General features: G+C 69.1%; 22 protein-coding genes, 1 pseudogene and 1 riboswitch. Of the genes and pseudogenes, 12 read left to right on the forward strand and 11 right to left on the reverse strand.

What is annotated here, in order from left to right; genetic code table 11:
- From AAG801_RS25100 to AAG801_RS25110, 3 genes are all read left to right on the forward strand, one after another.
- Positions 1–215 (forward strand): hypothetical protein (locus AAG801_RS25100; RefSeq protein ID WP_341890816.1); only part of this gene is annotated, 215 nt, incomplete at its 5' end.
- The gene (locus tag AAG801_RS25105; RefSeq protein ID WP_341890817.1) at positions 212–1,171 is read left to right on the forward strand and encodes a response regulator transcription factor; all 960 of its coding nucleotides are present in this window, start codon (positions 212–214) and stop codon (positions 1,169–1,171) included. The genes AAG801_RS25100 and AAG801_RS25105, both read left to right, overlap by 4 nt.
- Before the next feature lie 24 nt (positions 1,172–1,195).
- The gene (locus AAG801_RS25110; protein ID WP_341890818.1) at positions 1,196–1,750 is read left to right on the forward strand and encodes an N-acetyltransferase family protein; all 555 of its coding nucleotides are present in this window, start codon (positions 1,196–1,198) and stop codon (positions 1,748–1,750) included.
- A gap of 19 nt (positions 1,751–1,769) precedes the next feature.
- On the opposite strand, the gene AAG801_RS25115 is transcribed toward AAG801_RS25110, so the two are convergent.
- From AAG801_RS25115 to AAG801_RS25135, 5 genes are all read right to left on the reverse strand, one after another.
- Positions 1,770–2,774, reverse strand: coding sequence for a serine protease (locus tag AAG801_RS25115; RefSeq protein WP_341890819.1), 1,005 nt, complete (start codon positions 2,772–2,774; stop codon positions 1,770–1,772).
- A 76-nt stretch (positions 2,775–2,850) separates the two neighbouring features.
- Positions 2,851–3,060: a cold-shock protein gene (locus tag AAG801_RS25120; RefSeq protein WP_341890820.1), complete on the reverse strand. Its 210-nt coding sequence runs from the start codon at positions 3,058–3,060 to the stop codon at positions 2,851–2,853.
- A gap of 222 nt (positions 3,061–3,282) precedes the next feature.
- Positions 3,283–4,539 carry a D-amino acid dehydrogenase gene (locus AAG801_RS25125; RefSeq protein WP_341890821.1) on the reverse strand — a complete coding sequence of 419 codons (1,257 nt, stop codon included), beginning with the start codon at positions 4,537–4,539 and terminating at the stop codon, positions 3,283–3,285.
- A gap of 47 nt (positions 4,540–4,586) precedes the next feature.
- Positions 4,587–4,692, reverse strand: a riboswitch (glycine riboswitch).
- An 89-nt stretch (positions 4,693–4,781) separates the two neighbouring features.
- Positions 4,782–5,987, reverse strand: a complete 1,206-nt coding sequence (locus AAG801_RS25130; protein ID WP_341890822.1) for a M20 aminoacylase family protein — start codon at positions 5,985–5,987, stop codon at positions 4,782–4,784.
- Positions 5,984–6,985, reverse strand: coding sequence for a tripartite tricarboxylate transporter substrate binding protein (locus tag AAG801_RS25135; protein ID WP_341890823.1), 1,002 nt, complete (start codon positions 6,983–6,985; stop codon positions 5,984–5,986). Before AAG801_RS25135 ends, AAG801_RS25130 begins: the two co-directional genes overlap by 4 nt.
- Before the next feature lie 120 nt (positions 6,986–7,105).
- Here AAG801_RS25135 and AAG801_RS25140 point away from each other — a divergent pair, with 120 nt between their 5' ends.
- A complete protein-coding gene (locus AAG801_RS25140) occupies positions 7,106–7,993 on the forward strand; it encodes a LysR family transcriptional regulator (RefSeq protein WP_341890824.1) in 888 nt (295 codons plus the stop codon).
- Positions 7,994–8,021: 28 nt separating this feature from the next.
- Here AAG801_RS25140 and AAG801_RS25145 read toward each other — a convergent pair whose 3' ends face one another.
- Positions 8,022–8,480, reverse strand: a complete 459-nt coding sequence (locus AAG801_RS25145) for a TerB family tellurite resistance protein (protein ID WP_341890825.1) — start codon at positions 8,478–8,480, stop codon at positions 8,022–8,024.
- Positions 8,481–8,662: 182 nt separating this feature from the next.
- Between AAG801_RS25145 and AAG801_RS25150 the strand changes: the two genes are divergently transcribed.
- The 7 genes from AAG801_RS25150 to urtE all read left to right on the forward strand — a co-directional run bounded on the left by AAG801_RS25150 (position 8,663) and on the right by urtE (position 18,206).
- Positions 8,663–11,389 (forward strand): HAD-IC family P-type ATPase, encoded by a 2,727-nt coding sequence (locus AAG801_RS25150; RefSeq protein WP_341890826.1) that lies wholly within the window; start codon positions 8,663–8,665, stop codon positions 11,387–11,389.
- The gene (locus tag AAG801_RS25155; RefSeq protein WP_341890827.1) at positions 11,389–12,396 is read left to right on the forward strand and encodes a sodium:calcium antiporter; all 1,008 of its coding nucleotides are present in this window, start codon (positions 11,389–11,391) and stop codon (positions 12,394–12,396) included. Before AAG801_RS25150 ends, AAG801_RS25155 begins: the two co-directional genes overlap by 1 nt.
- 114 nt (positions 12,397–12,510) lie before the next feature.
- Entirely contained in the window at positions 12,511–13,788 is a 1,278-nt protein-coding gene (gene urtA, locus AAG801_RS25160; RefSeq protein ID WP_341890828.1) for an urea ABC transporter substrate-binding protein, read from the forward strand.
- Between the two features lie 137 nt (positions 13,789–13,925).
- Positions 13,926–15,509: an urea ABC transporter permease subunit UrtB gene (urtB, locus tag AAG801_RS25165; protein ID WP_341890829.1), complete on the forward strand. Its 1,584-nt coding sequence runs from the start codon at positions 13,926–13,928 to the stop codon at positions 15,507–15,509.
- 53 nt (positions 15,510–15,562) lie between these two features.
- A complete protein-coding gene (gene urtC, locus AAG801_RS25170) occupies positions 15,563–16,627 on the forward strand; it encodes an urea ABC transporter permease subunit UrtC (RefSeq protein ID WP_341890836.1) in 1,065 nt (354 codons plus the stop codon).
- Positions 16,624–17,502 carry an urea ABC transporter ATP-binding protein UrtD gene (gene urtD, locus AAG801_RS25175; protein ID WP_341890830.1) on the forward strand — a complete coding sequence of 293 codons (879 nt, stop codon included), beginning with the start codon at positions 16,624–16,626 and terminating at the stop codon, positions 17,500–17,502. The genes urtC and urtD overlap by 4 nt, the downstream gene beginning before the upstream one ends.
- Positions 17,503–17,513: 11 nt before the next feature.
- Positions 17,514–18,206, forward strand: a complete 693-nt coding sequence (gene urtE / locus AAG801_RS25180) for an urea ABC transporter ATP-binding subunit UrtE (protein ID WP_341890831.1) — start codon at positions 17,514–17,516, stop codon at positions 18,204–18,206.
- Positions 18,207–18,219: 13 nt separating this feature from the next.
- Here urtE and AAG801_RS25185 read toward each other — a convergent pair whose 3' ends face one another.
- Complete coding sequence (locus AAG801_RS25185; RefSeq protein WP_341890832.1) at positions 18,220–18,870, reverse strand: hemolysin III family protein; 651 nt, start codon at positions 18,868–18,870, stop codon at positions 18,220–18,222.
- A gap of 78 nt (positions 18,871–18,948) precedes the next feature.
- Between AAG801_RS25185 and AAG801_RS25190 the strand changes: the two genes are divergently transcribed.
- Complete coding sequence (locus AAG801_RS25190; RefSeq protein ID WP_341890833.1) at positions 18,949–19,620, forward strand: glutathione S-transferase; 672 nt, start codon at positions 18,949–18,951, stop codon at positions 19,618–19,620.
- Positions 19,621–19,718: 98 nt separating this feature from the next.
- On the opposite strand, the gene AAG801_RS25195 is transcribed toward AAG801_RS25190, so the two are convergent.
- The 4 genes and pseudogenes from AAG801_RS25195 to AAG801_RS25210 all read right to left on the reverse strand — a co-directional run.
- Complete coding sequence (locus AAG801_RS25195) at positions 19,719–21,428, reverse strand: methyl-accepting chemotaxis protein (protein ID WP_341890834.1); 1,710 nt, start codon at positions 21,426–21,428, stop codon at positions 19,719–19,721.
- Between the two features lie 299 nt (positions 21,429–21,727).
- Entirely contained in the window at positions 21,728–22,558 is an 831-nt protein-coding gene (locus AAG801_RS25200; RefSeq protein WP_341890837.1) for an urease accessory protein UreD, read from the reverse strand.
- A gap of 56 nt (positions 22,559–22,614) precedes the next feature.
- Positions 22,615–23,574 (reverse strand): helix-turn-helix domain-containing protein, encoded by a 960-nt coding sequence (locus AAG801_RS25205; RefSeq protein ID WP_341890835.1) that lies wholly within the window; start codon positions 23,572–23,574, stop codon positions 22,615–22,617.
- Positions 23,575–23,650: 76 nt separating this feature from the next.
- Positions 23,651–23,789, reverse strand: a pseudogene (locus AAG801_RS25210) (IS5/IS1182 family transposase); the annotation flags it as partial.

The raw sequence follows: 23,789 nt of genomic DNA on the forward strand, positions 1-23,789 counted from the left end.
CCGGCGCGCGCAGCGCGCTTCGTGAACTGACTGGCCGCCGCTTGTCTGAGCGGAGTGAGCGCAGCGAACGAAGCGAGTTGGGCGGCCCGGCCTTGCATCCGAGCATCGCAGGTTGTCTGCGCGCAGCGCGGACCGCCGAGCGTCGCAAGCTCGCACGCACCCCATCAGCCCGAGGCCTCGCTCCAACCGCGGACGAGAACACCAAGAAGAAATGAACCTCGACCGCCACAACTCCGACATCGTCCTGATCGTCGACGACATCCCCGACAACCTGTCGATGCTGCACGACGCGCTCGACGAGTTCGGCTACACCGTGCTCGTCGCCACCAACGGCGAGCAGGCCCTGCAGCGTGCCGCCCAGGCGATGCCCGACGTGATCCTGCTCGACGCGGTGATGCCCGGCATGGACGGCTTCGAGGTGGCGAAGCGCCTGAAGGCCGACACCGCCACGGCCGCCATTCCGGTGATCTTCATGACCGGCCTGACCGAGACCGAGCATGTGCTGAAGGCCTTCCAGAGCGGCGGTGTCGACTACGTCGCCAAGCCGATCAAGCCGATGGAGGTGCTGGCGCGCATCGCCGCCCATGTGCAGGGCGCGCGCGAGCGCCGCCAGGCGCGAAATGCGCTCGATGCCTTCGGCCATGCCACGCTGTCGGTGCGTGCCGCCGACGGCCGCATCCTCTGGCAGACGCCGCTGGCGAGGCAGTTGCTCGTTGCCCACGAGGCGGGTGATGGACAGCAGCTCGGTGAATCGGTACTCGACTGGCTGCAGGCGCAGGCGGTGGTGCATGCCACCGGCGGCACGCCGCAGGCGCTGACGCTGGCTCGCCACGGCAAGCGCCTGGTGTTTGCCTTGCACGAGGCCAGCGCCGCCAGCGGTGGCGAGAGTGGTGGCGAGGACGAATGGCTGCTGGTGATGAGCGAGTCGTCGGACGAGTCGACCATCGAGGCGCTCGGCCTGGCCTTCAAGCTCACCGCCCGCGAGGCCGAGGTGCTCTACTGGGTGGTGCAGGGCAAGACCAACCGCGACATCGGCGACATCCTCGGCACCAGCCCGCGCACGGTGCACAAGCACCTGGAGCATGTGTTCGAGAAGCTCGGCGTCGAGACGCGCACGGCGGCGGCGGGCATGGCGATGGTGCGCGTGCGGCAACTCGCCACCACGCGCTGAATGGTGCGCCCCGAAGGGACAGGCATGGACATCCTCGTTCGCCCCGCGCAGCCGCAGGACGCGGCGGCGCTGGCCGAGATCTACGCGCCCAGCGTGCTGCAGCGGCCGACCTCGTTCGAGCTGAAGGCGCCCGATGCGGCGGAGATGGCGGCGCGGCTGGCGCGCATCACGGCCGCCTGGCCCTGGCTGGTCGCCGCGGTCGACGGCGCGGTCGTCGGCTACTGCTATGCGGGGCCCTATGCCGAGCGCGAGGCCTACCGCTGGTCGGTGACCGTGACGACCTACGTGCGCGAGGGCTGGCATCGGCGCGGCATCGGCCGGGCCATGTATGCGCGGCTGTTCGAGATCCTGAAGCGCCAGGGCGCGGTGATGGCCTTCGCCGGCATCACGCTGCCCAACGAGGCCAGTGTCGGCCTGCACCGATCGATGGGTTTCGAGCCGGTGGGCGTCTACCCGAACGCCGGCTTCAAGCTCGGCCGCTGGTGGGACGTGGCCTGGTACGGCCTCGCGCTGCGCACGCCGGCTCGCGAGGCGTCGCCGCCGGCACTGCTGCGCTGGCCGGACTTGCCGCCGGCTTGATTGTCGGCAGAGCCCCGGCTCAGTTCGCCGTCAGCGTCATCAGCACGTCGGCATACCAGGCGCAGTTCAGTCCGAGCGACTCGTCGGCAACCCGGTCGCGCCCGCCCATGTCCATGCGCGCCGAGTGAATGCCCAGCAGCTTCCACGGGATGCCGTCGTCGCCGCCGAGACCCGAGGGAGCGCGCATCACCACCGGTGCGCCGCTGGTGCCGCGGTGGGTGCGCGCGTCGGTCAGGAACAGGCCCTGGCCCTGGAAGCGTGTGCCGAAGGACGAGGCCACCGAGGCCTGCCGCGCCACCGGCAGGTGGTAACGGCTGTCGTGGAAGCCGAGCGGAAAGCCGACCACCAGCAGCGGCGTGCCGATGTCGACCTCGCCCAGCGTGTGCTGCAGGTTGGCCGGCGTGAAGGCACGCGGCGTGAAGCCCAGCTTCTCGCGGTCGAGCTCGATCACCGCCACGTCGATCTCGCCGCCGGTGTCGCTGGCCTGGCGCCACACCGCGCGGCTGTTCTCGTAGAGCAGCACCGAATACGCGCCCGCACGCGACAGGTCGCTGTCGTCGTTGTGAAGCTCGATCTCGATGCGGTCCGGGAAATGTTCGCTCGGCTCGTCGATCAGCACGTGCCGGCTGGTGGCGAGGAACAGCCGCTCGTCGCGCGCGAAGAAGAAGCCGCTGGCCGAGGTCAGCGCGCGCGTTCCCTGGAAGGTCAACACCCGCGGCACGGCGAGCAGCAGCGGCTCGACGCCGCTGCCTTCGCGCGCCGGCCGCTGGCGATGTTCCAGCGTGTCGATCAGCGCGCCGATGCGCGCGGTGTCCATCTCGAAGGCGGCGATCGAATGCTCGGAGATCTCCGCATGGAGCATCGCCGTGCGGGCGATCTCGGCCCAGCCCTCGAAGGTCTTGCGGAAGCGCTCGCGCGCCGGTGGCGCCAGTTGCTGCAGCAGCGCGGTGCACAGCGCGTCGAGCGCCACCACGTTGCCCTTGAGCTCGCAGATGCGTTCGGTGGCTTCCTGCAGGTTGTTCATGAGGGCTCCCAAAAAGAAAAAACCGCGGCCGGGGCCGCGGTTTCGAACGGGGCTCGCGAAGAGCCTGCGTGCTGGATCAGACCACGCGGATGTTCGAGGCTTGCGGACCCTTCTGGCCCTGCGTCGTCTCGAACTCTACGCGCTGGTTCTCGGCCAGGGTCTTGAAGCCGCCGCCCTGGATCTGGCTGAAGTGGGCGAACAGGTCCTTGCTGCCATCATCGGGAGCGATGAAGCCGAAGCCCTTGCCTTCGTTGAACCATTTCACGGTGCCGGTTTGAGTCGTCATGTCGATTCCTTTCAAGTTTGCTGCGCAGGCGAACGCCGGCGCAGGCAGAGACGCCAAGAAGGTCATCGATGGGAGTTCAAACCGGAGCCGGCCGGCAGAGCTGCCGGTGGCCATCAGAGAAGACTTACGAACTTGCTATCTTGATCATGCCTACCTAGCTAATGTACTCGACGCGGCGAGAGACCTTCGATTCCGAAGGCCTCTGCCCCGCCGGCGCCCGATTCAGGCGCCGCTGAAGGCGAAGTCCACCTCGGGCTTGAGGCCGCTGACGATGCGCGCGATGCTCTTGCCGGAGCCGCACGAATGCGTCCAGCCCAGCGTGCCATGGCCGGTGTTGAGGAACAGCTTCTTCAGCCTGGAGCGGCCGATGATCGGCACGTTGCTCGGCGTGGCCGGGCGCAGCCCGGTCCAGAACTGCGCCTGGCTGGTGTCGCCTGCGCCGGGGAAGAGCTGCTCCACGCGCTTGACGATGGCCTCGCAGCGCACGCGGTTGAGGTCGCGGTCGTAGCCGTTGAGCTCGGCGGTGCCGGCGATGCGCAGGCGATCACCGAGGCGCGAGAACACCAGCTTGTACTCGTCGTCGGTCAGCGAGACCTGGTGGGCCATCGACGCGTCCTTCACCGGCATGGTCACCGAGTAGCCCTTGGCCGGGTAGATTGGCAACTCGATGCCGAGCGACTTCGCATACAGCGGCGACAGGCTGCCCATTGCCAGCACGTAGGCGTCGGCGCGGATCTGCCGGAAGCGGCCCTCACCGTCGGTGGCCTCGACGTGGTCGATCTCGCCGCCGGCCTCGCGCAGCGCCGTCACCGTGTGGCTCATGAGGAAACGCACGCCGTCGGCCTCGCAGCGCTTGACCAGTTCGCGCGCGAAGCGGTTGGCGTCGCCCGACTCGTCTTCGGCGGTGTAGGTGGCGCCGGCCAGTTGGGGGCGGATGTGGCGCAGCGCCGGCTCCAGCCGCACCGCCTCGTCGGCGGAGATCACGCGGCGGTCGCATCCCAGCGCGCGCATCTGCGCGGCCGGTGCCTCGGCGGCGTCGAACTCCTTCTGGCTCGTATAGAAATGCAGGATGCCCTGCGTGCGTTCGTCGTAGGCGATGTCGCGCTCGCGGCGCAGCTGCTGCAGCGTGTCGCGGCTGTAGGTGCCCAGGCGCACGATCTGCGCGATGTTGTGCCGCGTGCGCGCCGGCGTGCATTCGCGCAGGAACTGCAGGCCCCAGCGCCACTGGCGCAGGTCGGCGCGCAGCCGGAACAGCAGCGGCGCGTCTTCCTTGCCCAGCCACTGCAGCACCTTCAACGGCGCGCCCGGGTTGGCCCAGGGCTCGGCGTGGCTGACCGAGATCTGCCCGCCGTTGGCGAAGCTGGTTTCCGCCGCCGGCGAGGCCTGGCGGTCGATCACGGTCACGTCGTGACCCTGCTGGCGAAGGAAATAGGCCGAGGTGACGCCGAGCAGGCCGGCGCCGAGAACCACCACGTTCATGGCAAGACTCCAAAGGACAGGATGGACGCACGATGTGTCGTGCGCTTGCCGCTCCCCCTGTCCTTGGTACCTGAGAGATTCGGCCTGCGCCATCGGCGCGGGCCTTGCTCCTTCGGTGCGTCACGCGGGTGACGACTCTCCAGACGGCGTTCGTGATGTGCAGTACGGGCCCTGAGCGTTCATGGGAGTTTGCGCCTTCGGGGGCCGGGCGGTGCCCGGCACTCTCCTGCAGAGATGAGATTCTAGGGCTGCGGGCTCGTCTCCTCCGCGCTCAGGAAACGTTCGGCCAGCCGAACCCAGAAGGCACTGCCCACCGCGATGTTGGCGTCGTTGAAGTCGTAGCCCGGGTGGTGGACCATGCAACCGCCGCAGGCGTGGCCGTCGCTGCCGTCGCCGTTGCCGATCAGCAGGTAGCTGCCCGGCACGCGCTCGAGCATGAAGGCGAAGTCCTCGCTGCCGGTCAGCGGCGGGCCCTGCAGCGTCACGCGCTCGGGGCCGAGCAGATCGAGCGCGACCTCGCGCGCGAAGGCTGTTTCCTCGGGCGTGTTGACCAGTACGGCGTAACCGCTGCGCCAATCGACCTTCGCCTGCACGCCGAAGCTCTCGGCCTGTGCCTGCGCCAGCGCCTTGATGCGCCGCTCCAGCAGCGCGCGCACCTCGCGGTCGAGCGCTCGCACGCTGATCTCCAGCGTGGCCGTGGCCGGAATGACGTTGTTGGCGCGGCCGGCGTTCAGGGCGCCGACGGTGACCACCGCCGCGTGCAGCGGATCGACGTTGCGCGACACCACCGTCTGCAGCGCCATCACCAGGCTGGCCGCAGCGACGACCGGGTCGGCGGCATGCTGCGGCATCGCGCCATGACCACCGATGCCGGTCAGCGTGACGGTGGCGTAGTCCGACGAGGCCATCGCCGCGCCCTCGCGCAGCACCAGGTGGCCCTGTGCAATGCCGGGCATGTTGTGCATCGCGAACACCGCATCGCAGGGGTGCTTGTCGAAGAGGCCATCGGCCATCATGCGCAGCGCGCCGCCGCCGCCTTCCTCCGCCGGCTGGAAGATCAGGTTCAACGTGCCGTCGAAGCGGCCCTGCTCGGCCAGATGCCGCGCCGCCGCGAGCAGCATCGCGGTGTGGCCGTCGTGGCCGCAGGCGTGCATCAGGCCGGGGCGCTGGCTGCTCCACTCGACGCCGCTGGCTTCGGTGATCGGCAGCGCGTCCATGTCGGCGCGCAGGCCGAGGCGCCGCGTGCCGCGGCCGCGTACCAGCGTGCCGACCACGCCGGTGCCGCCCAGCCCGCGCTCGACCGCGTAGCCCCAGGTGGCCAGCTTGTCGGCCACCAGCGCCGCGGTGCGGTGCTCGTCGAAGGCCAGCTCGGGGTGGCGGTGGATATCGCGGCGCAGGCCGACGAACTCGTCGGCGCGCTCGCGCATCGCCTCGATCACGCCGCTCATTGCGCCTCGAGCTTGATGGCCTTGGCGATGCCGCGGAAGCGCTCGGTCTGCGCGGCGTATTCGCGGTCGACCTCGGCCTGCACTCGCACCGGCGCGAGCATGCCGCCGATCTTCTCGAGCTGCGTGCGCACTTCGGCGTCGCCCAGCGTCGCGTTCAGCGCCTTGTGCAGCGCCTGCACCACCGGCTCGGGCGTGTCCTTCCTGACGAAGTAGCCGGTCCAGATGTTGAAGGCGAAGTCCTTGAAGGACTTGCTGTCGTTGATGCTCGGGTAGGGCTTGAGGATCGCGGCCTCGACCTTGCCGGCCGGCGCCAGCGTGCCCAGCACCTTCAGCCGGCCCTGCTGCGCCAGGCCGATCTGCTGCTCGCCGACCACGATGATGGCGATGTCGACCATCTCGCCGCCCATGTCCTGCAGGATCGGCGCGATGCCCTTGTAGGGAATGTGCGTCATCGGCGTGCCGATGCTGTGCGCGAAGTGCGCGCCGAGCACGTGATAGAAGGAGCCGACGCCGACGCTGCCATAGGTGAGCGGCTTGCCCTCGGCAGCCGAGGTCCTGGCCAGCGCCACCAGCTCGTCGACGTTGTTCGCCGGCAGGCCCTTGCGGGCGAGGATGGCGATCGGGAAGGCGCCGATCATCTGCACCAGGCGGAAGTCTTCGGACTTGTACTTGACCGCTGTCAGCGCCATCGGCGCGAGGATCAGCTCGTTGGGCGAGCCCTGGTAGAGGTAGCCGCCGTCGGCCGGGGCCGCGAGCACCTTCTGTGCGCCGATGGCGCCGGCGACGCCGCCGACGTTCTCGACGATCACCTGCTGGCCCAGTGCCTTGCCCAGCGGCTTCTCGACGATGCGCGCGATGGTGTCCGACAAGCCTCCGGCCGGGTAGGGCACCATCAGGTTCAGCGGCTTGCTGCCCTGCGCGGCGGCGATGCCGGAGGCCAGCGCCAGGCCGCTGGCAAGCGTGGTGATCAAGGCAAGGCGACGGGCGGCGTTCGACATCGGGCACTCCGGAAGGTGGGTGGGGCGTGGCGCCAATGTAGGAATGCGTCAGAGCAAAGTCCAATGCATTGTTGTCTGAAGTAGCATGAGTCTGATGCATCAAACGGTGGAGGCGATGCGATGACCCTCGTGCAGCTGCGGCACCTGATTGCGCTCGCGCAGACCGGCTCCTTCAGCAAGGCCGCGCAGGCGCAGTTCCTTACCCAGCCGGCGCTCAGCCGCAGCATCCGCGCGCTGGAAGACGAACTGGGCATGCCGCTGTTCGACCGTGTCGGCCGGCGCATCGAGCTGACGGCCTTCGGCCGTGCGACGCTGGAGCGCGCCCGACAGCTGGTGTCGGATGCCGAGGAACTGCAGGGCAGCGGACAGCGTTCGCGCGAGGGCGAGCGCGGCGTGCTGCGCATCGGCATGGGCTCCGGCCCCGGCGCCATGCTGATGACGCCGCTGCTGATGACCATCGCGCTGGATCATCCGCAGGTGCATGTCGAGATCGCCCGCGGCGGCACCGAGCTGCTGGTGCAGTCGCTGCGCGCGCGCACGCTCGATGCGCTGGTGGTGGATGCACGTTCGCTCGAGCCGGCGCCCGACTTGCGCGCCGAACTGCTGCACGAGATGCGCGGCGCCTTCATGGTGCGCCGCGGTCACCCGCTGACGCGCGTTCGCGGCGGGGTGAGCTTCGATTCGCTCAGCCGCTACCCGATCGCTTCGACGCCGCTGTCCGACGAGGTGGCCCGCATCCTGATCTCACGCTACGGGCCGCAGGCCCATCCGGAGCAATGCGTGACGCTGCGCTGCGAGGAAATCGCCAGCCTGGTCGAGGTGTCCGAACACAGCGATGCGGTGCTGCTGGCGATCCGCGCGGCGGCGCCGACGCTGGTCGAACTGGCGATGCGCCCCGCGCTCGACGCCACCGCGCGGCTCGGCCTGGTCACGCTGGCGCGGCGCACCGAGGCACCGCTGCTGGGGATCGTCCGTGCGCTGATGCACGAACGATTGCATGACGCCTGATCGGCGTGGCGCAGACGAGATCGAGACCTCAGACGAGGCGCTGCACGCCTTCCCGGCGCCGCGGGGCATCGTGCAGGATGGCCTCGGTCACCATGGAGCCGCTGATGCGCCATCGCGCCAGGGCGTGGTCGTAGACCAGCCGCTCGTCACCCGAGACATGGCCGTCCGCTGTCACCACGGCCGCCGCCATGCGGCAGACCATCAGCCGCTCCTGCGGGTCGACCACCGCATCGAGCAGGCGGTCGACGTAGGCCTGGTCGCTGGCTCGAAGCCAGGAGCACTCGGCCAGCCCGTATCCCACCACCTGCAGGCACTCGTTCACCAGCGCGACGAAGTGCTCGCGCGGAACATCCAGGCGGGCGAAGGCGTCGACGTCCTCCAGCGCCTGCAGCTCGCGTGGGTCAGCCCGGCCGTTGGCTGCCACCATCAATGCCAGCACGCGGGCTGCCGCGGCGGAAAACGGGCGGTGTTCGCTTCTCGTCGTCATCCGTGTCTCCTGTGCTTCGGATCGCAACCTGACAGTGACCGGTGCACGCCGCGGAAGTTCCTCGCACTCGAAAGGCGCGGCCGGTTGCTTGATCCCGCGCAAGGCCGGCGTTCCGAGTCGCGACGTGGCCACGGCCCTTGCCCAGAATCCGGCCGTTCGATCACCCGACGGAGAACACCGGCGTGCCGCCAACGACCACCGATGATCCCCCCGCCGCCGCCATCGATTGGCATGCGCTCGGCGCCGACGAGGCGCTGCAGCGCTCCGGCACCGACCCCGCGCGCGGGCTCGACGCGGCCGCCGCCGTGCGGCGCCTCGCCGAACACGGCCCCAATGCCCTGCCCGAACCACCGCCGAAGCCAGCCTGGCGCACCTTCGCACGCCAGTTCAGGAGCCCGCTGATCTACATCCTGTTCGTCGCCGCCGTGCTGGCGGTGGCGCTCGGCCACCACGGCGACGCCGGCGTGATCCTCGCGGTGGTGCTGGTCAATGCGCTGATCGGCAGCTTCCAGGAAGGCCGAGCCGAACGTTCGATGGCGGCGCTGCGCCGGCTGTCCGCCCTGCGCGTGCGTGTGCTGCGCGACGGCCACGAGCAGGTGCTCGAGGCGCGCGAGCTGGTGCCGGGCGACCTGATGCTGCTGGCCGCCGGCGATGCGGTGGCGGCCGATGCGCGCCTGGTCGAGGAGGTGCAGCTGCAGGTGGCCGAGGCGGCGCTGACTGGCGAATCGGTGCCGGTGGCCAAGGCGATCACTGCCGTGCCCGAAGCCACCGGCCTGGCCGACCGGCATGACATGGTCTATTCCGGCACCCACGTCACCGGCGGTCGCGCGCGGGCGGTGGTGGTGGCCACCGGCATCCACACCGAGGTCGGTCGCATCGCCGGCCTGACCGAGCGCGCCGAGGAGCCGAAGACGCCGCTGGAGCAGCGCCTCGAGCAGTTCGGCCGCGCGCTGGTGGCGGCGGCGCTGGGCCTGTTCGTGCTCGTGGTGCTGCTCGGCCTGTGGCGTGCGCTGCCGCTGCCCGAGGTGTTGATGGTGGCGATCAGCCAGATGGTCTCGATGGTGCCCGAGGGCCTGCCGGTGGCGATGACCATCGCGCTGGCCGTGGGCATGCAGCGCATGGCCGAGCGTGGTGCGATCATCCGCCGCCTCTCGGCGGTGGAGACGCTGGGCTCCACCACGGTGATCTGCAGCGACAAGACCGGCACGCTGACGAAGAACGAGATGACCGCCGTCGAGCTGTGGCTGCCCGGCGCGGACGGGGCGCACCGCGAGATCGCGGCCGGCGGCATCGGCTATGCGCCCGAAGGCACGCTGCTCGAGCACAGCCACCCGGCCGACCTGCAGGATGCGGCGCTGCGCGAACTGGTCGCCGCCGCCGCGCTGTGCAACGACGCCGAACTGCTGCCGCCCGAAGACGAGCGCGCGGCCTGGACGGTGCTCGGCGACCCCACCGAGGGCGCGCTGCTGGTGCTGGCGGGCAAGGCCGGTGTCGAGCTCACCGCGCTGCGCCGTGACGCGCCGCGCGAGGCCGAGCTGCCTTTCGATTCCGACACCAAGCTGATGGCCACGCGCCACCGCCAGGCCGGGGCGCCGCGCCGCGTCTTCATCAAGGGTGCGCCCGAGGCCATGTTGCGGCTGGCCGATGGTGTTCACGACGCCACGCTGAAGGCCGCGCGCCGCCAGGCCGAGGCGATGGCCACGCGTGCGCTGCGCGTGCTCGCCTTCGGCGTGGTCGACGACGATGTGCTCGATCCGGCCGACGGCTTCGAGGCGCTGGCCGGCCGGGTGCGCCTGCTCGGCCTGGTCGGCCAGATCGACCCGCCGCGCGAGGAGGTGAAGGTGGCGGTGGCCGAATGCCGCCGCGCCGGCATCCGGGCGGTGATGGTGACCGGCGATCACAAGCTCACCGGCCTGGCGATCGCGCGCGAGCTGGGCATTGCGCGCGATGGCGACAGGGCCGTCGACGGCCCCGAACTCGAGCGCATGGGCGAGGCCGAGCTGCGCGACGAACTGCCGGGCATCGCCGTCTTCGCCCGCGTGCAGCCGGCGCAGAAGCTGCGCATCGTCGAGGCGCTACAGTCGCGCGGCGAGGTGGTGGCGATGACCGGCGACGGCGTCAACGACGCTCCGGCGCTGGCGCGCGCCGACGTCGGCGTGGCGATGGGCATCACCGGCACCGAGGTCGCCAAGAGCGCGGCGAAGATCGTCGTCACCGACGACAACTTCGCCACCATCGTCGGCGCGGTGCAGCAGGGCCGCGTGGTCTACGCCAACCTGAAGAAGGTCATCCTCTACCTCTTTGCCACCTCGATGGCCGAGGTGCTGGTGCTGCTGCTGGCGCTGCTCGGCGGCTTTCCGCTGCCGCTGGCGGCGGTGCAGATCCTGTGGATCAACATCGTCACCGAAGGGACGGTGACGGTGAACCTGGTGATGGATCCGCCCGACGGCGACGAGATGCGCCGCCGCCCCGTTCCGCGCAACGATCGCCTGCTCGGCCGGCACCTGCTGCAGCGCGTGGCGCTGATGACGCCGATGATCGCCGGCGTGACCTTCGGCTGGTTCGCCTGGCGGCTCTCGCAAGGCGTGCCCGAGGCGGTGGTGCGTACCGAGACCTTCACCGTGCTGGCGATGTGCCAGTGGTTCAACGTGCTGAACTGCCAGTCGGCCACCGCCTCGGCGCTGGGCCCGCGCCTGCTGCGCAACCACTGGCTGGCCGGCGGCCTGACGCTCAGTGTGGCGCTGCAGGCCGTGGTGCTGTACGTTCCGGCGATGAACGCGCTGTTCCACACCGTGCCGCTGCCGCCGGCCTCGCTGCTGCCGCTGCTGGCGCTGGCCAGCCTGGTGCTGTGGGCCGAAGAGCTGCGCAAGCTGATCGTGCGCAGCGCGCAGCGCCGCGAGGCGGCGTGATGGGCATGGCCTGGCTGGGGCTGCAGTTCCTGCTGTGCGCGGTGCTCATCGCGGGCGCCGGCTTCGTGCTCAGCCGCAGCGGCGATGCGCTGGCCGAGGCCCACGGCTGGGGCCGCGGCTGGGTCGGCCTGGCGCTGCTGGCCACCGTGACCTCGCTGCCCGAACTGGCCTCGGGCGTCAGTGCGGTGGCGTTGGTCGGCGCGCCCAACCTCGCGGTGGGCAACGCGCTCGGCGCCTGCGTGGTCAACCTCGCCTTCCTCGTCGTCGTCGACCTGCTGCAGCGCCACCAGCCGATGTACCGGCGCGCCAGCGCCACGCACCTGCTGTCGGCCGGCTTCGGCGTGGTGATGCTCGGCTTCGTGGCGATGAGCCTGGTCACCGGCCGCGCCGCGCCGCAGTTCCTCGGCGTCGGGCTGTACAGCCCGGTGCTGCTGGCGCTGTACCTGCTCGCGCTGCGTAGCGTGTTCGCACACGAGCAGTCGAATCTCCGGAGCGCGGAAAGCGCGGCCCTCGAACGGCCCTCGCGCGAAGCGGTCCGGCGCGAGTGGCGCCGCTTCGGCACGGCAGCGCTGGTGGTGCTGGCAGCCGGCAGCTGGCTGCCCGAGGTGGCCGACGGGCTGTCGCAGACCCTGGGCCTGTCGCGCAGCTTCGTCGGCACGGTATTCATGGCGCTGGTCACCACGCTGCCGGAGATGGCGGTCACCGTCTCGGCACTGCGCCTGGGCGCGCTCGACATGGCGATCGGCAACCTGCTGGGCAGCAACCTGTTCAACCTGACCATCCTGGCGATCGACGACCTGGCCTACCTGCGCGGCCCGCTGCTCGCCGACGTGTCGGGCGCGCATGCCGGCACCGCTGCCACCGCGCTGATGATGACCGGGCTGGTGATCGTCGGCCTGGTGATGCGGCCGCAGGGGCGCGTGCTGCGCGTGGCGAGCTGGGTCAGCGTGGGCCTGGTGGCGGCTTACGGCATCAATGCGGCGCTGCTGTTCCTGGCCGGGAGCTGAGCGGGCGAACCGGCGGACTACGCCACCTTGCGTATTGGTCGTTCGGGACACCGCACCTAACCTGCGGCCGTTCCCTCCCGAACCCACGAACAACCCGCCAGGAGCCACACCACCATGAATCTGTCCCGCCGCTTCGCCACGAAGTCGCTCACCGCGCTGGCCGTTGCCGCCTGCACGATGGGCTTCGCCACCATCGCCCAGGCGCAAGCCACCATCAAGGTCGGCGTGCTGCACTCGCTGTCCGGCACGATGGCCATCTCCGAGACCGTGCTGAAGGACGTCGCGCTGATGGCGATCGACGAGATCAACGCCAAGGGCGGCGTGATGGGCAAGAAGCTCGAGCCGGTGGTCGTCGACCCGGCCTCCAACTGGCCGCTGTTCGCCGAGAAGGCCAAGCAGCTGATCGACCAGGACAAGGTCGCCGTCACCTTCGGCTGCTGGACGTCGGTCAGCCGCAAGTCGGTGCTGCCGGTCTACGAAGAGAAGAACTCGCTGCTGTTCTACCCGGTGCAGTACGAAGGCGAAGAGCTGTCGAAGAACGTCTTCTACACCGGCGCCGCGCCGAACCAGCAGGCCATTCCCGCCGTCGAGTACCTGATGAGCAAGGACGGCGGCTCGGCCAAGCGCTGGGTGCTGCTGGGCACGGACTACGTCTACCCGCGCACGACCAACAAGATCCTGCGTGCCTTCCTGAAGGCCAAGGGTGTCGCCGAGGCCGACATCATCGAGGAGTACACCCCCTTCGGCCACAGCGACTACCAGAGCATCATCGCCAAGATCAAGAAGTTCGCCTCCGAGGGCAAGAAGACGGCCGTGGTGTCGACCATCAACGGCGACTCCAACGTGCCCTTCTACAAGGAACTCGGCAACCAGGGCCTGAAGGCGACCGACGTGCCGGTGGTGGCCTTCTCGGTGGGTGAAGAGGAACTCCGCGGCGTCGACACCAAGCCGCTGGTCGGCCACCTGGCCGCCTGGAACTACTTCATGAGCATCAAGAGCCCGGCCAACACCGAGTTCGTCAAGAAGTGGAGCGACTACGCCAAGGCCAAGAACATCCCCGGCCACAAGGACAAGCCGCTGACCAACGACCCGATGGAAGCCACCTACATCGGCATCATGATGTGGAAGCAGGCGGTCGAGAAGGCGAAGTCGACCGACACCGACAAGGTGATCGCGGCGATGGCCGGCCAGACCTTCCCGGCGCCGGGCGGCTTCATGTCCACCATGGACAAGGAGAACCACCACCTGCACAAGCCGGTGTTCATCGGCGAGATCAAGGCCGACGGCCAGTTCAACGTGGTGTGGAAGACCAAGGGCCCGGTCGTGGCCGACCCGTGGAGCGACTACATCGCCGAGAACAAGGGCAAGAAGAACGTTCCGGAAAAGAAGTAACCCCCCGAAGCGCCTGACGGCGCCTCCCCCCAAGGGGGGCGCCGCCAGCGGCCCGGCGAAGCCGGTTCCGCGGCGTCCGCTTGAAGATGCGGACGGGCTGTCGCCTTGTCCGCATCGTTCTTCGAACCTCGCCCTCAATGTATCGACGAATCGTTCTCTGCTGCCTGCTGTGCTGCCTGCCGTTTGCGTCGTTCGCGCTGACGACTAAGCAGGCGCTGGCCATCGCGTCGGGTGACAGCGACGAGCGCATCGCCGCGCTGAACGAGGCGGCGGCGAGTGGGGCCGAGGGGCTGGGCGCCTTCGTGCAGGCGCTGCTCGACGACTCGGTCAGGGTCGCCGGTGACAAGGTCTTCATCGTGCAGGGCGACAAGGCGGTCGATGCCGCCACCGGGGCTGCCGCCACCGTGCCGGCCGATGCCGAGGATGTCGTCAACAACAACCGCGTGCGCGGTGCGCTGCAGGCCGCGATGGGCGCGCTGCAACTGCTCTCGCCCGACATCGAGGCGCGCCGTGCCGGCGTCGCCGAGCTTCTCAAACAGTCGCTCGAGGAAGCGCAGCTGCCGCTGCTCGAGAAGGCCTTCGCGGCCGAGACCGATGCCTCGCTGAAGGCTTCGCTCGAGCGCATGCGCGCCACCATCCTGGTGTCCTCGTCCGACAAGGCCAAGCGCCACGCGGCGATCACCGCACTCGCCGGCAGCGGCCAGGGGGCGGTGGCCAGCCTGCTGCAGGAGCGCCTCGCGCCCGACGCCGAGACCGACCCCGAGGTGCGCGCCGCACTCGGCCGCGCACTCGACAGCGTTCGCGACCGCCTCGCCTGGGGCGAGCGCGCCGGCGTGGTGTTCACCGGCATCAGCCTCGGCTCCATCCTGCTGCTGGCCGCACTCGGCCTGGCCATCACCTACGGGCTGATGGGCGTCATCAACATGGCGCACGGCGAGCTGCTGATGATCGGCGCCTACGCCACCTACGTGGTGCAGAACGTCTTCCGCCAGCATCTCCCGGGCCTGTTCGACTACTACATCCTCGCCGCGATCCCGCTGGCCTTCCTCGCTTCGGCGCTGGTCGGCGCGGCGATGGAGCGCAGCGTGATTCGCTGGCTCTACGGCCGCCCGCTGGAGACGCTGCTGGCCACCTGGGGCATCAGCCTGGTGCTGATGCAGGGCGTGCGCACGCTGTTCGGCGCGCAGAACGTGCCGGTGGAGAACCCGGCCTTCCTGTCCGGCGGCGTGGCGCTGATGAGCAACCTGACGCTGCCCTACAACCGCATCGCCATCATCGCCTTCGCCGCGCTGGTGCTGGTCGGCGTGGCGCTGCTGATCGCCCGCACGCGCGTCGGCCTGTTCGTTCGCGGGGTGACGCAGAACCGCCGCATGGCGGCCTGCGTGGGCGTCAACACCGCGCGGGTTGACACCTATGCCTTCGCGCTCGGCTCCGGCATCGCCGGGCTGGGAGGCTGCGCACTCTCGCAGGTCGGCAACGTCGGGCCCGATCTCGGCCAGAGCTACATCGTCGACAGCTTCCTGGTCGTCGTGCTCGGCGGCGTCGGCCAGCTCGCCGGCACGGTCTACGCGGCGCTGGGCCTGGGGGTGCTGAACAAGCTGCTCGAGGGCTGGGCCGGGGCGGTGCTGGCCAAGATCATGGTGCTGGTGTTCATCGTGATCTTCATCCAGAAGCGGCCGCAAGGCATTTTCGCCATGAAGGGCCGGAGCGCCGAAGCATGAGTGCAGTCCTTCCGATGAGCGCAGCGCCCGTGCCCGGCACGCGGTTCCTGTCGATGAAGAGCTGGTTCGGCGTCTTTGCCGCGCTGCTGGTGGTGCTGGTGGTCGCGCCGGTGCTCAACCTCGTCGTGCCCGAAGGCAGCGCGCTGCACATGAGCGACTTCGCCGTCGCGCTGGTCGGCAAGATCATGTGCTACGCGATCTGCGCGCTGGCGATGGACCTGATCTGGGGCTACACCGGCATCCTTTCGCTTGGCCACGGCGTGTTCTTCGCGCTCGGCGGCTACGCGATGGGCATGTACCTGATGCGCCAGATCGGCCGCGACGGCCAGTACCAGTCCGACATGCCGGACTTCATGGTCTTCCTGAACTGGAAGGAGTTCCCCTGGCACTGGGCCTTCAGCGACAGCTTCGTCTTCCAGATGGCGATGGTCGTGCTGGTGCCGGGGCTGCTGGCCTTCGTGTTCGGCTTCTTCGCCTTCCGCTCGCGCATCAAGGGCGTGTACTTCTCGATCATCACGCAGGCGATGACCTTCGCCGCGATGCTGCTGTTCTTCCGCAACGAGACCGGCTTCGGCGGCAACAACGGCTTCACCGACTTCAAGCGCATCCTGGGCATCACCATCGCCACACCTTCGACGCGCATGGTGCTGTTCGTCATCACCGGTGTCACCTTGATCGGGTTCTTTGTCCTGTCGCGGTGGCTGGTCATGAGCAAGTTCGGTCGCGTGCTGCAGGCCATCCGCGACGCCGAGAGCCGGGTGATGTTCACCGGCTACGACCCGATCCGCTACAAGCTGACGATCTGGGTGATCTCCGCGGTGATGTGCGGCATCGCCGGCGCGCTCTACGTGCCGCAGGTCGGCATCATCAACCCCGGCGAGATGAGCCCGGCGGCGAGCATCGAGATGGCGATCTGGGCGGCCGTCGGCGGCCGCGGCACGCTGATCGGCCCGATCGTCGGCGCCTTCTTCGTCAACGGCGCGAAGAGCTGGTTCACGCAGGCCTTCCCGGAGTACTGGCTGTACTTCCTCGGCGCCCTGTTCATCGCGGTGACGCTGTTCCTGCCGCAGGGGATCATCGGCTTGGTGCGCCGCGTGAAGAAGGAGACCCGCGCATGACGCCGGAGCTGATGAAGACGGGCGCGAAGATCCGCGAAGAGCACGCGAAGATCGTCGCCACCCGGCCGGCCTCGGGCGGCGCCAGCTACGGCCGCGTGGTCACCGGCGAGCTGGACGTGGCGCACGGCGCCATCCTCTACCTCGACGACATCACCGTCAGCTTCGACGGCTTCAAGGCGCTCAACGCCTTGTCGCTGTCGATCAGCGCCGGCGAGCTGCGCTGCATCATCGGCCCGAACGGCGCCGGCAAGACGACGATGATGGACGTCATCACCGGCAAGACCCGGCCCGATGCCGGGAAGGCCTTCTTCGGCTCGACCATCGACCTGCTGCGCCTGCGCGAGAACGACATCGCCACCATCGGCATCGGCCGCAAGTTCCAGAAGCCGACGGTGTTCGAGCACCTGTCGGTGTTCGAGAACCTCGAACTGGCGCTGAAGACCGACCATGGCGTGCGCGCCTCGATGTTCTTCCGCCTGACCGGGCCGCAGCTCGACCGCATCGGCGAGATCCTCACGCTGATCCACCTGAAGGACAGCGCGCAGCGCGTCGCCGGGCTGCTCAGCCACGGCCAGAAGCAGTGGCTGGAGATCGGCATGCTGCTGATGCAGGACCCGAAGCTGCTGCTGCTCGACGAACCCGTGGCCGGCATGACCGACGAGGAGACCGAGCGCACCGCCGAGTTGTTCCTCTCGCTCGAAGGCAGCCATTCGCTGGTGGTGGTCGAGCACGACATGAAGTTCATCGGCGAGCTGACGCAGGGCAAGGCGAGCAAGAAGGTCACCGTGCTCCACGAGGGCAGCGTGCTCGCCGAAGGGTCGCTGAAGGACGTGCAGGCCAACGACAAGGTCGTCGAGGTCTACCTCGGCCGATGAGCGAGAACACCATGCTGAAGGTCGAAGGCATCAACCAGTACTACGGCGGCTCGCACATCCTGCGCAACCTCGGCTTCGAGTCGAAGATCGGCGAGGTGACGGTGGTGCTGGGCCGCAACGGCGTCGGCAAGACCACGCTGCTGAAGTCGCTGATGGGCGTGGTGCCGGTGAAGACCGGCAGCATCCAGCTCGACGGCCAGGACATCACCCGCGACACGCCCTACGAGCGGGTGCGCAAGGGCGTCGGCTACGTGCCGCAGGGCCGCGAGATCTTCGGCCGCCTGACGGTGGAAGAGAACCTGCGCATGGGCCTGGCCTACAAGAAGGGCGGCACGCCGATCCCGGCCGAGCTGTTCGACCTGTTCCCGGTGCTCAAGCAGATGATCAACCGCCGCGGCGGCGACCTCTCCGGCGGCCAGCAGCAGCAGCTCGCCATCGCCCGCGCGCTGGCGGCCGGCCCCAAGCTGCTGATCCTCGACGAGCCGACCGAAGGCATCCAGCCCAGCATCATCAAGGACATCGGCCGCGTCATCCGCATGCTGGCCGATCGCAAGACCATGGCCATCGTGCTGGTCGAGCAGTACTACGACTTCGCCGCCGAACTGGCCGACCAGTACCTGCTGATGGAGCGCGGCGAGATCGTGCAGCGCGGCCGCGGTGCGGACATGGAGCGCGAGGGCGTTCGCGACCGCATGTCCATCTGAGCGCCAGCGCCGCTCAGGCCGCTTGCCAGAGTGCGGCGCAGAAGTGGCATGCGGTGCCGGCCATCACGAACAGGTGCCAGACGAAGTGCGCATAGCGCACCCGGTTGTCGAACAGGAAGACGATCGCCCCCAGCGTGTAGGCCACGCCGCCGGCCACCAGCCAGGCCAGGCCGGCGCCGGACATGCGCTGCAGCAGCGGCGCCGCGGCGACCAGCGCCACCCAGCCCATCGCCACGTACAGACCGGTGGACCACAGCGGGTGCCGCAGGCGGTTGAACAGCTTCGCCGCCACGCCCAGCACTGCGGCTGCCCAGACCAGGCCGAACAGCGTCCAGCCCCAGGCGCCATGCAGCACGCCGAACGAGAACGGCATGTAGCTGCCGGCAATGAAGACGTAGATGGCGGCGTGGTCGAGCCGGTTGAACCAGGCCTTGGCACGGCCGGCCGGCAAGGCGTGGTACAGCGTCGACACCAGATACAGCAGGATCATCGTCGCCGCGAACAGGCTGGCGCCGACCACCGCGGCCGCCCCGCCGCGCTGCGCCGACTGCATGACCAGCAGCGGCAGCGCGGCCACCGCGAGCAGGCAGCCGATGCCGTGGCTCAGCGCATTGGCCAGTTCCTCGCCGCGAGTCTGCGCGCGGTCGCCGGGGATGATGTTCATCGGAGCATCCTAGCCCGTGCGCAGAGTTGAGGGCGCCGGCAGAATGCAGCCACTTTGGCCTGGCGCAAGCCCCGAACGATGATCACCGTCCACCACCTCAACGATTCGCGCTCGCAGCGTGTGCTCTGGCTGCTCGAGGAACTCGGGCTGCCCTACGAGATAAAGCACTACCAGCGCGACAGGAAGACGATGCTCGCGCCGGCGGAGCTGCGCACCGTGCACCCGCTGGGCAAGTCGCCCGTGATCACCGATGGCAAGGCCACCGTGGCCGAGTCCGGCGCGATCATCGAGTACCTCGTCGACCGCGAAGGCGGCAAGCTGCGGCCCTCCGCCGGCACGCCGGAGTTCCTGCAGTACCGCTACTGGCTGCACTTCGCCGAGGGTTCGGCGATGTCGCCGCTGCTGATGAAGCTGGTGTTCGACAAGGTGGCCAGCGCGCCGATGCCCTTCTTCGTCAAGCCGGTGGCGCGCGGCATCTCGGCGCAGGTGCTGAAGAGCTTCGTGACGCCCAACCTCGAGCGCCAGCTCGACTTCATGGAGGCCGAACTGGCCACGCGGCCGTGGTTCGCTGGCCGCGCGTTCAGCGCGGCGGACATCCAGATGAGTTTCCCGCTCGAGGCCTCCGCCCAGCGCGCGGGGCTGAATGCCAGCCGGCCGAAGCTGATGGACTGGCTCCAGCGCATCCACGCGCGGCCGGCGTACAAGAGGGCGCTCGAGCGCGGCGGGCCGTACAGCTTTGCCGGCGACTGAGACGGTCGGGCGGGGCCGTGCTTCGCCGGTCACCCTTGCCCGCCGACCCGATCACGCAGCGATCGAGCCCATGGCCGCGCTGCCGCGGCTCAGGACCGTCAGAAGGTTTCCCATTCGGCACTGCCGCCGCCGGCTGCCGTCGCCTTGCTCTTGCTGGCCACCTTGGCTGCCGGGCCTGCTGTGGCCGTGGAGGGCCGGCTTGCCGGCTGAGTCGTCGCGGTGACGAACTGGGACGAGTCCTGGCTCAGCTTGAAGACGCTGACCACCTCCGCAAGCCGGCTCGCCTGTTGCTTGAGGCTGTCCGCGGCGGCTGCACTCTCTTCGACGAGCGCCGCGTTCTGCTGAGTCACCTGGTCGAGCTGATTGACGGCGTCACTGACCTGTCCGATGCCGCTGGTCTGCTCGATGGTGGCAGAGCTGATCTCGGCGATCAGGTCGGCCACCCGCTTGACCTGACTCACGATGTCTTCCATGTTGGTGCCCGCGTCGCCGACCAGCTTCGACCCGGCCTCGACCTTTTCGACGCTCGCGCCAATCAGTGTCTTGATCTCCTTGGCCGCCTCGGCGCTGCGCTGGGCGAGGCTGCGCACCTCGCTGGCCACGACCGCGAAGCCTCGACCCTGTTCCCCGGCGCGCGCTGCTTCGACAGCGGCATTCAGGGCCAGGATGTTGGTCTGGAAGGCAATGCCGTCGATCACGCCGATGATGTCGGAGATCTTCTTCGAACTCGCAGTGATGTCATCCATGGTGGCGACCACCTGGCCGACGACCTGGCCGCCCCTTTCGGCCGCGGCACTGGCCGACGTGGCGAGTTGCGTGGCCTGGCGCGCGGTGTCGGCGTTGTTCTTGACGGTGGAGTTCATCTGCTCCATCGACGCAGCGGTCTGCTGCAGGTTGGAGGCCTGTTCCTCGGTCCGCTGCGACAGGTCCGCATTGCCGGTGGCGATTTGCGCCGAGCCGGTTGCGATCGAGTCGGAAGCGTTGCGCACCTGACCCACCACCCGCGCCAGGCTCGCCTGCATGTCGCCGAGGGACGCCATCACGCTGCCCGCCGGGGCGCCTTGCGCTCCCGGCACCGTACCGAGGTCGCCGCTGGCAACGCGTTGCGCGGCCTCGCTGAGCTGCACGGGTTCCGCGCCGAGGGCGCGGGTCAGCCCCCGGGTGATCGTCAATGCCAGCCCGATCGCCAGGCCGATGGCCAGGGCGCAGGCGCCCAGCATCAGGTTGCGACTGACTGCGTAGGCAGACTCGGCCTCCTTGACTTCCTCGGTGGCTGCCGTCTGCGTATGGGCGATGTACTCGTTGGCCGCCTTGATCAACGCCGCCAGCAGGGGGCGGCAATCGGCGTTCATCTTGCCGATGGCCTCGTCACGCTTGTCGGCCAGCGCCAGATTGACGATGTTGAGCGCGACAGGCCCGTAGCGTGACTCGACGCTCTCGACTTCTGCAAAGAGCTTGCGTTCGCGGTCGGTCACGGCGGCGGTCCTGGCGATCGTTTCCTTGAGCTTCGCGATCGTGGCTGTGACCTTCTCGTGGGCCTGGGTCACGGCAGCCTTTTCACCATCGCGGTCGGCAGCTGAGGTGACGAGCACCAGGTTGCGCGCACTGACGGCGCGCGCATTCGTCGCGTCCAGAACGTCATTGGCCAGGGAGATGCGTGCGCCGGTTTCGTTCACGTAGCTGGCGTAGTGACTGTGTCCCTCGCTCAGCCCGCGAACCGCCAGCGCGGACACGGCAAGCACGATCACAGCCAGGCAGCCGAATGCTGCCGTCAGCTTGGCCTTGACGGTCAGATTCCCGAAACTCATGGTTACTCCTTGGTTCTTCGATGACGAACGGACTCGAACAGAGAAAGGCGGTCGAGCTCATCGGTTGAGCAAGTCAACGGAACGATGATCAGGATCGCGCACTGCAGTATCGGCATCGCAAGATGATGATTTAGGGCAGAAGTGATGGGCGAAAGCGGGTGTGCTCGGGCGCCAGGCCCGGATTCCGCCGCAAGTGCGCAATTCGTCACACGCCGGGTCAGCGCAGGCCATCGCCGGTCATCGGGTGACGTTCGGCGCGTCACGCCGGGGCGTCGCCCGAAGGTCGCCGACGCGCGGTCTCAGGTGGTCCAGATCCGCGGCAGCACCGGATCGAGCGCCCAGCCGACCGAACGCCAGCGGTTGCGCACGGTCTTGAAGAGATCCATCAGCGGCTCGACGCGCGGCGCCAGCGCGCGCAGCAGCACCACCGCATCGTTCGGTGCCGTCGCACCGGTGCTGCGCATCAGCGGATGGCCCTCGCAGGCGGCGCGGGCGGTGTCGAGCAAGGCCTCGCGCCGAGCCGGTGGCAGCGGGCTGCCGGAGGCAAACCACAGCGTCCCCATCACCTTGTGCCCGTCCAGGCCGAGCGGGGAAGCGAGCAGCGTCGCGTCGTCGGCAGCGATCACGCCGCGCTCGAGCCAGCGGCCCGGGATCTCGATGCTCTGCCGGTAGCGGCCACGCACGAAGGGCTGGTCGGCGGCCGGCAGGCCGAGGGCGAGGACGTCCCAGCCGATGGTCTGCGCACCCTCGGCCAGCTCGAAGCGCATCGTGTTCTCGCCCTCGCAGCCGCTGTAGGCCAGCGTCTCCAGCGGCAGCCACTCCAGCCGCGCGCCGGCGGCCAGGCTTGCGCTCACCTGCTGAACCGCGCGCTCGCCACGGCTGCGGTAGAAGCGCGCCGCGCCCGGCGTGGTGATCACCGCGTGGCTGTCTTCGCCGAGCGCCAGCGCGACGTCGAGCGTATCGCCGCCGACCATGCCGCCGGGCGGATGCACCAGCACGTGGTGGCAGATCGCCGGGCCCTCCGGGTAGAGCCGCTGCAGCACGCGCAGCGGGCCGTCGTGGCGGTCATGGGCTTGCGTGGTGTCGCCGTCGCGGCGGTAGTCGAGTTCGAGTCGGCCGTGCCAGCCCATGAGCGCGCGGGAAGAGTGACCCGGCAGTGTAGCCAGGGTCATGCCCGCAAGCAGGCTCAGGCGGCCGCGCCGCGCCGGTAGTCGCTCGGCGGCAGCCCCAGGTGCGTGCGGAACACGCGGCTGAAGTGCGCCATGTTGGAGAAGCCGAAGTCGAAGGCGATGTCGGTGATCGAGCGGTGCGACTGTGCACGGTCGTCGAAGCAGCGGCGGCAGCCTTCCAGGCGCCGGCGCAGGATGTAGCCGGCGACGCCGTCGGGCTCCTCGGCGAAGGCGTTGTAGAGCTGGCGACGGCTGCAGTTCAGCGCCAGCGCGATGCTGTCGACGGTGAGCTGCGGGTCGCCCAGGTGCTCGCCGACATGCTGCTTGATGCGCTCGCGCAGCGCCTCGCGCTGCGTCACGGCGGTGCCGATGCCGGCGAGGTCGAGCATGGCCAGGTGCACGAGCTGGGTGATCGCGTCGCCGACGCCGCGCGCCGCCGTCTCCGACATGCCGGGCAGCTCGCGGTAGGCGTTGCGCATCGTCTCCAGCGCGATGCGCGCCACGCCGCCGCTGCCGCCGAGGCGGCGCGCCATCAACGGGTCGAGCGAGATGCCGCGCTCCACCAGACGGTCCTTCGGCAGCATCACGATCAGGTGCTCGACGCGCACGGGGTTGGCCACCGCGTAGCTGTCGGTGGTGTCGTAGATGCTCCACTGGTCCGGTGTGACCCAGGCCTCGCGGCCCTTCTGCTCGACGCCGGCGCAGCCCACCCACGGGGCGACGATCTTCAGGTAGCCGATCTCCGACTGCCGCACCAGCGAGGACGAGCGCATCACGCGGTGCCGGTTCGCTTCCAGCCGCGTCAGCACGATGTCGCCGGCGCGCACGGTGGCCATGCGGCCGTCGAATTCGTTGTCGCCGTAGAGGTCGGAGTCCAGCCCGTGGAACAGCTTGTGGATCCAGTCGGCCCAGAAGCCCGGGCGCTCTGCGGCCGCGACCTGGTCGGTGCTCATCGCGCTGACGACGGGGGTGCCCATGGGTGGCGAGGTTAACGGGCTGCCCCCTGACCCCTCAAGCCTCGTGGCGGGGGAATCGGGAAAGCCCTAGGGCGTGTTAACACAACCGCAAACCGTCGGCGATGAGCGCGAAGCTGATGAACGCGGTGAACATGACGTCGAGCTTCTCGAAGCGAGAGAAGATGCGCCGATAGCCCTTGAGGCGGCGGAACAGACGCTCGACCTCATTGCGCCGC

The organism is Variovorax sp. YR752 (genome assembly GCF_943372545.1).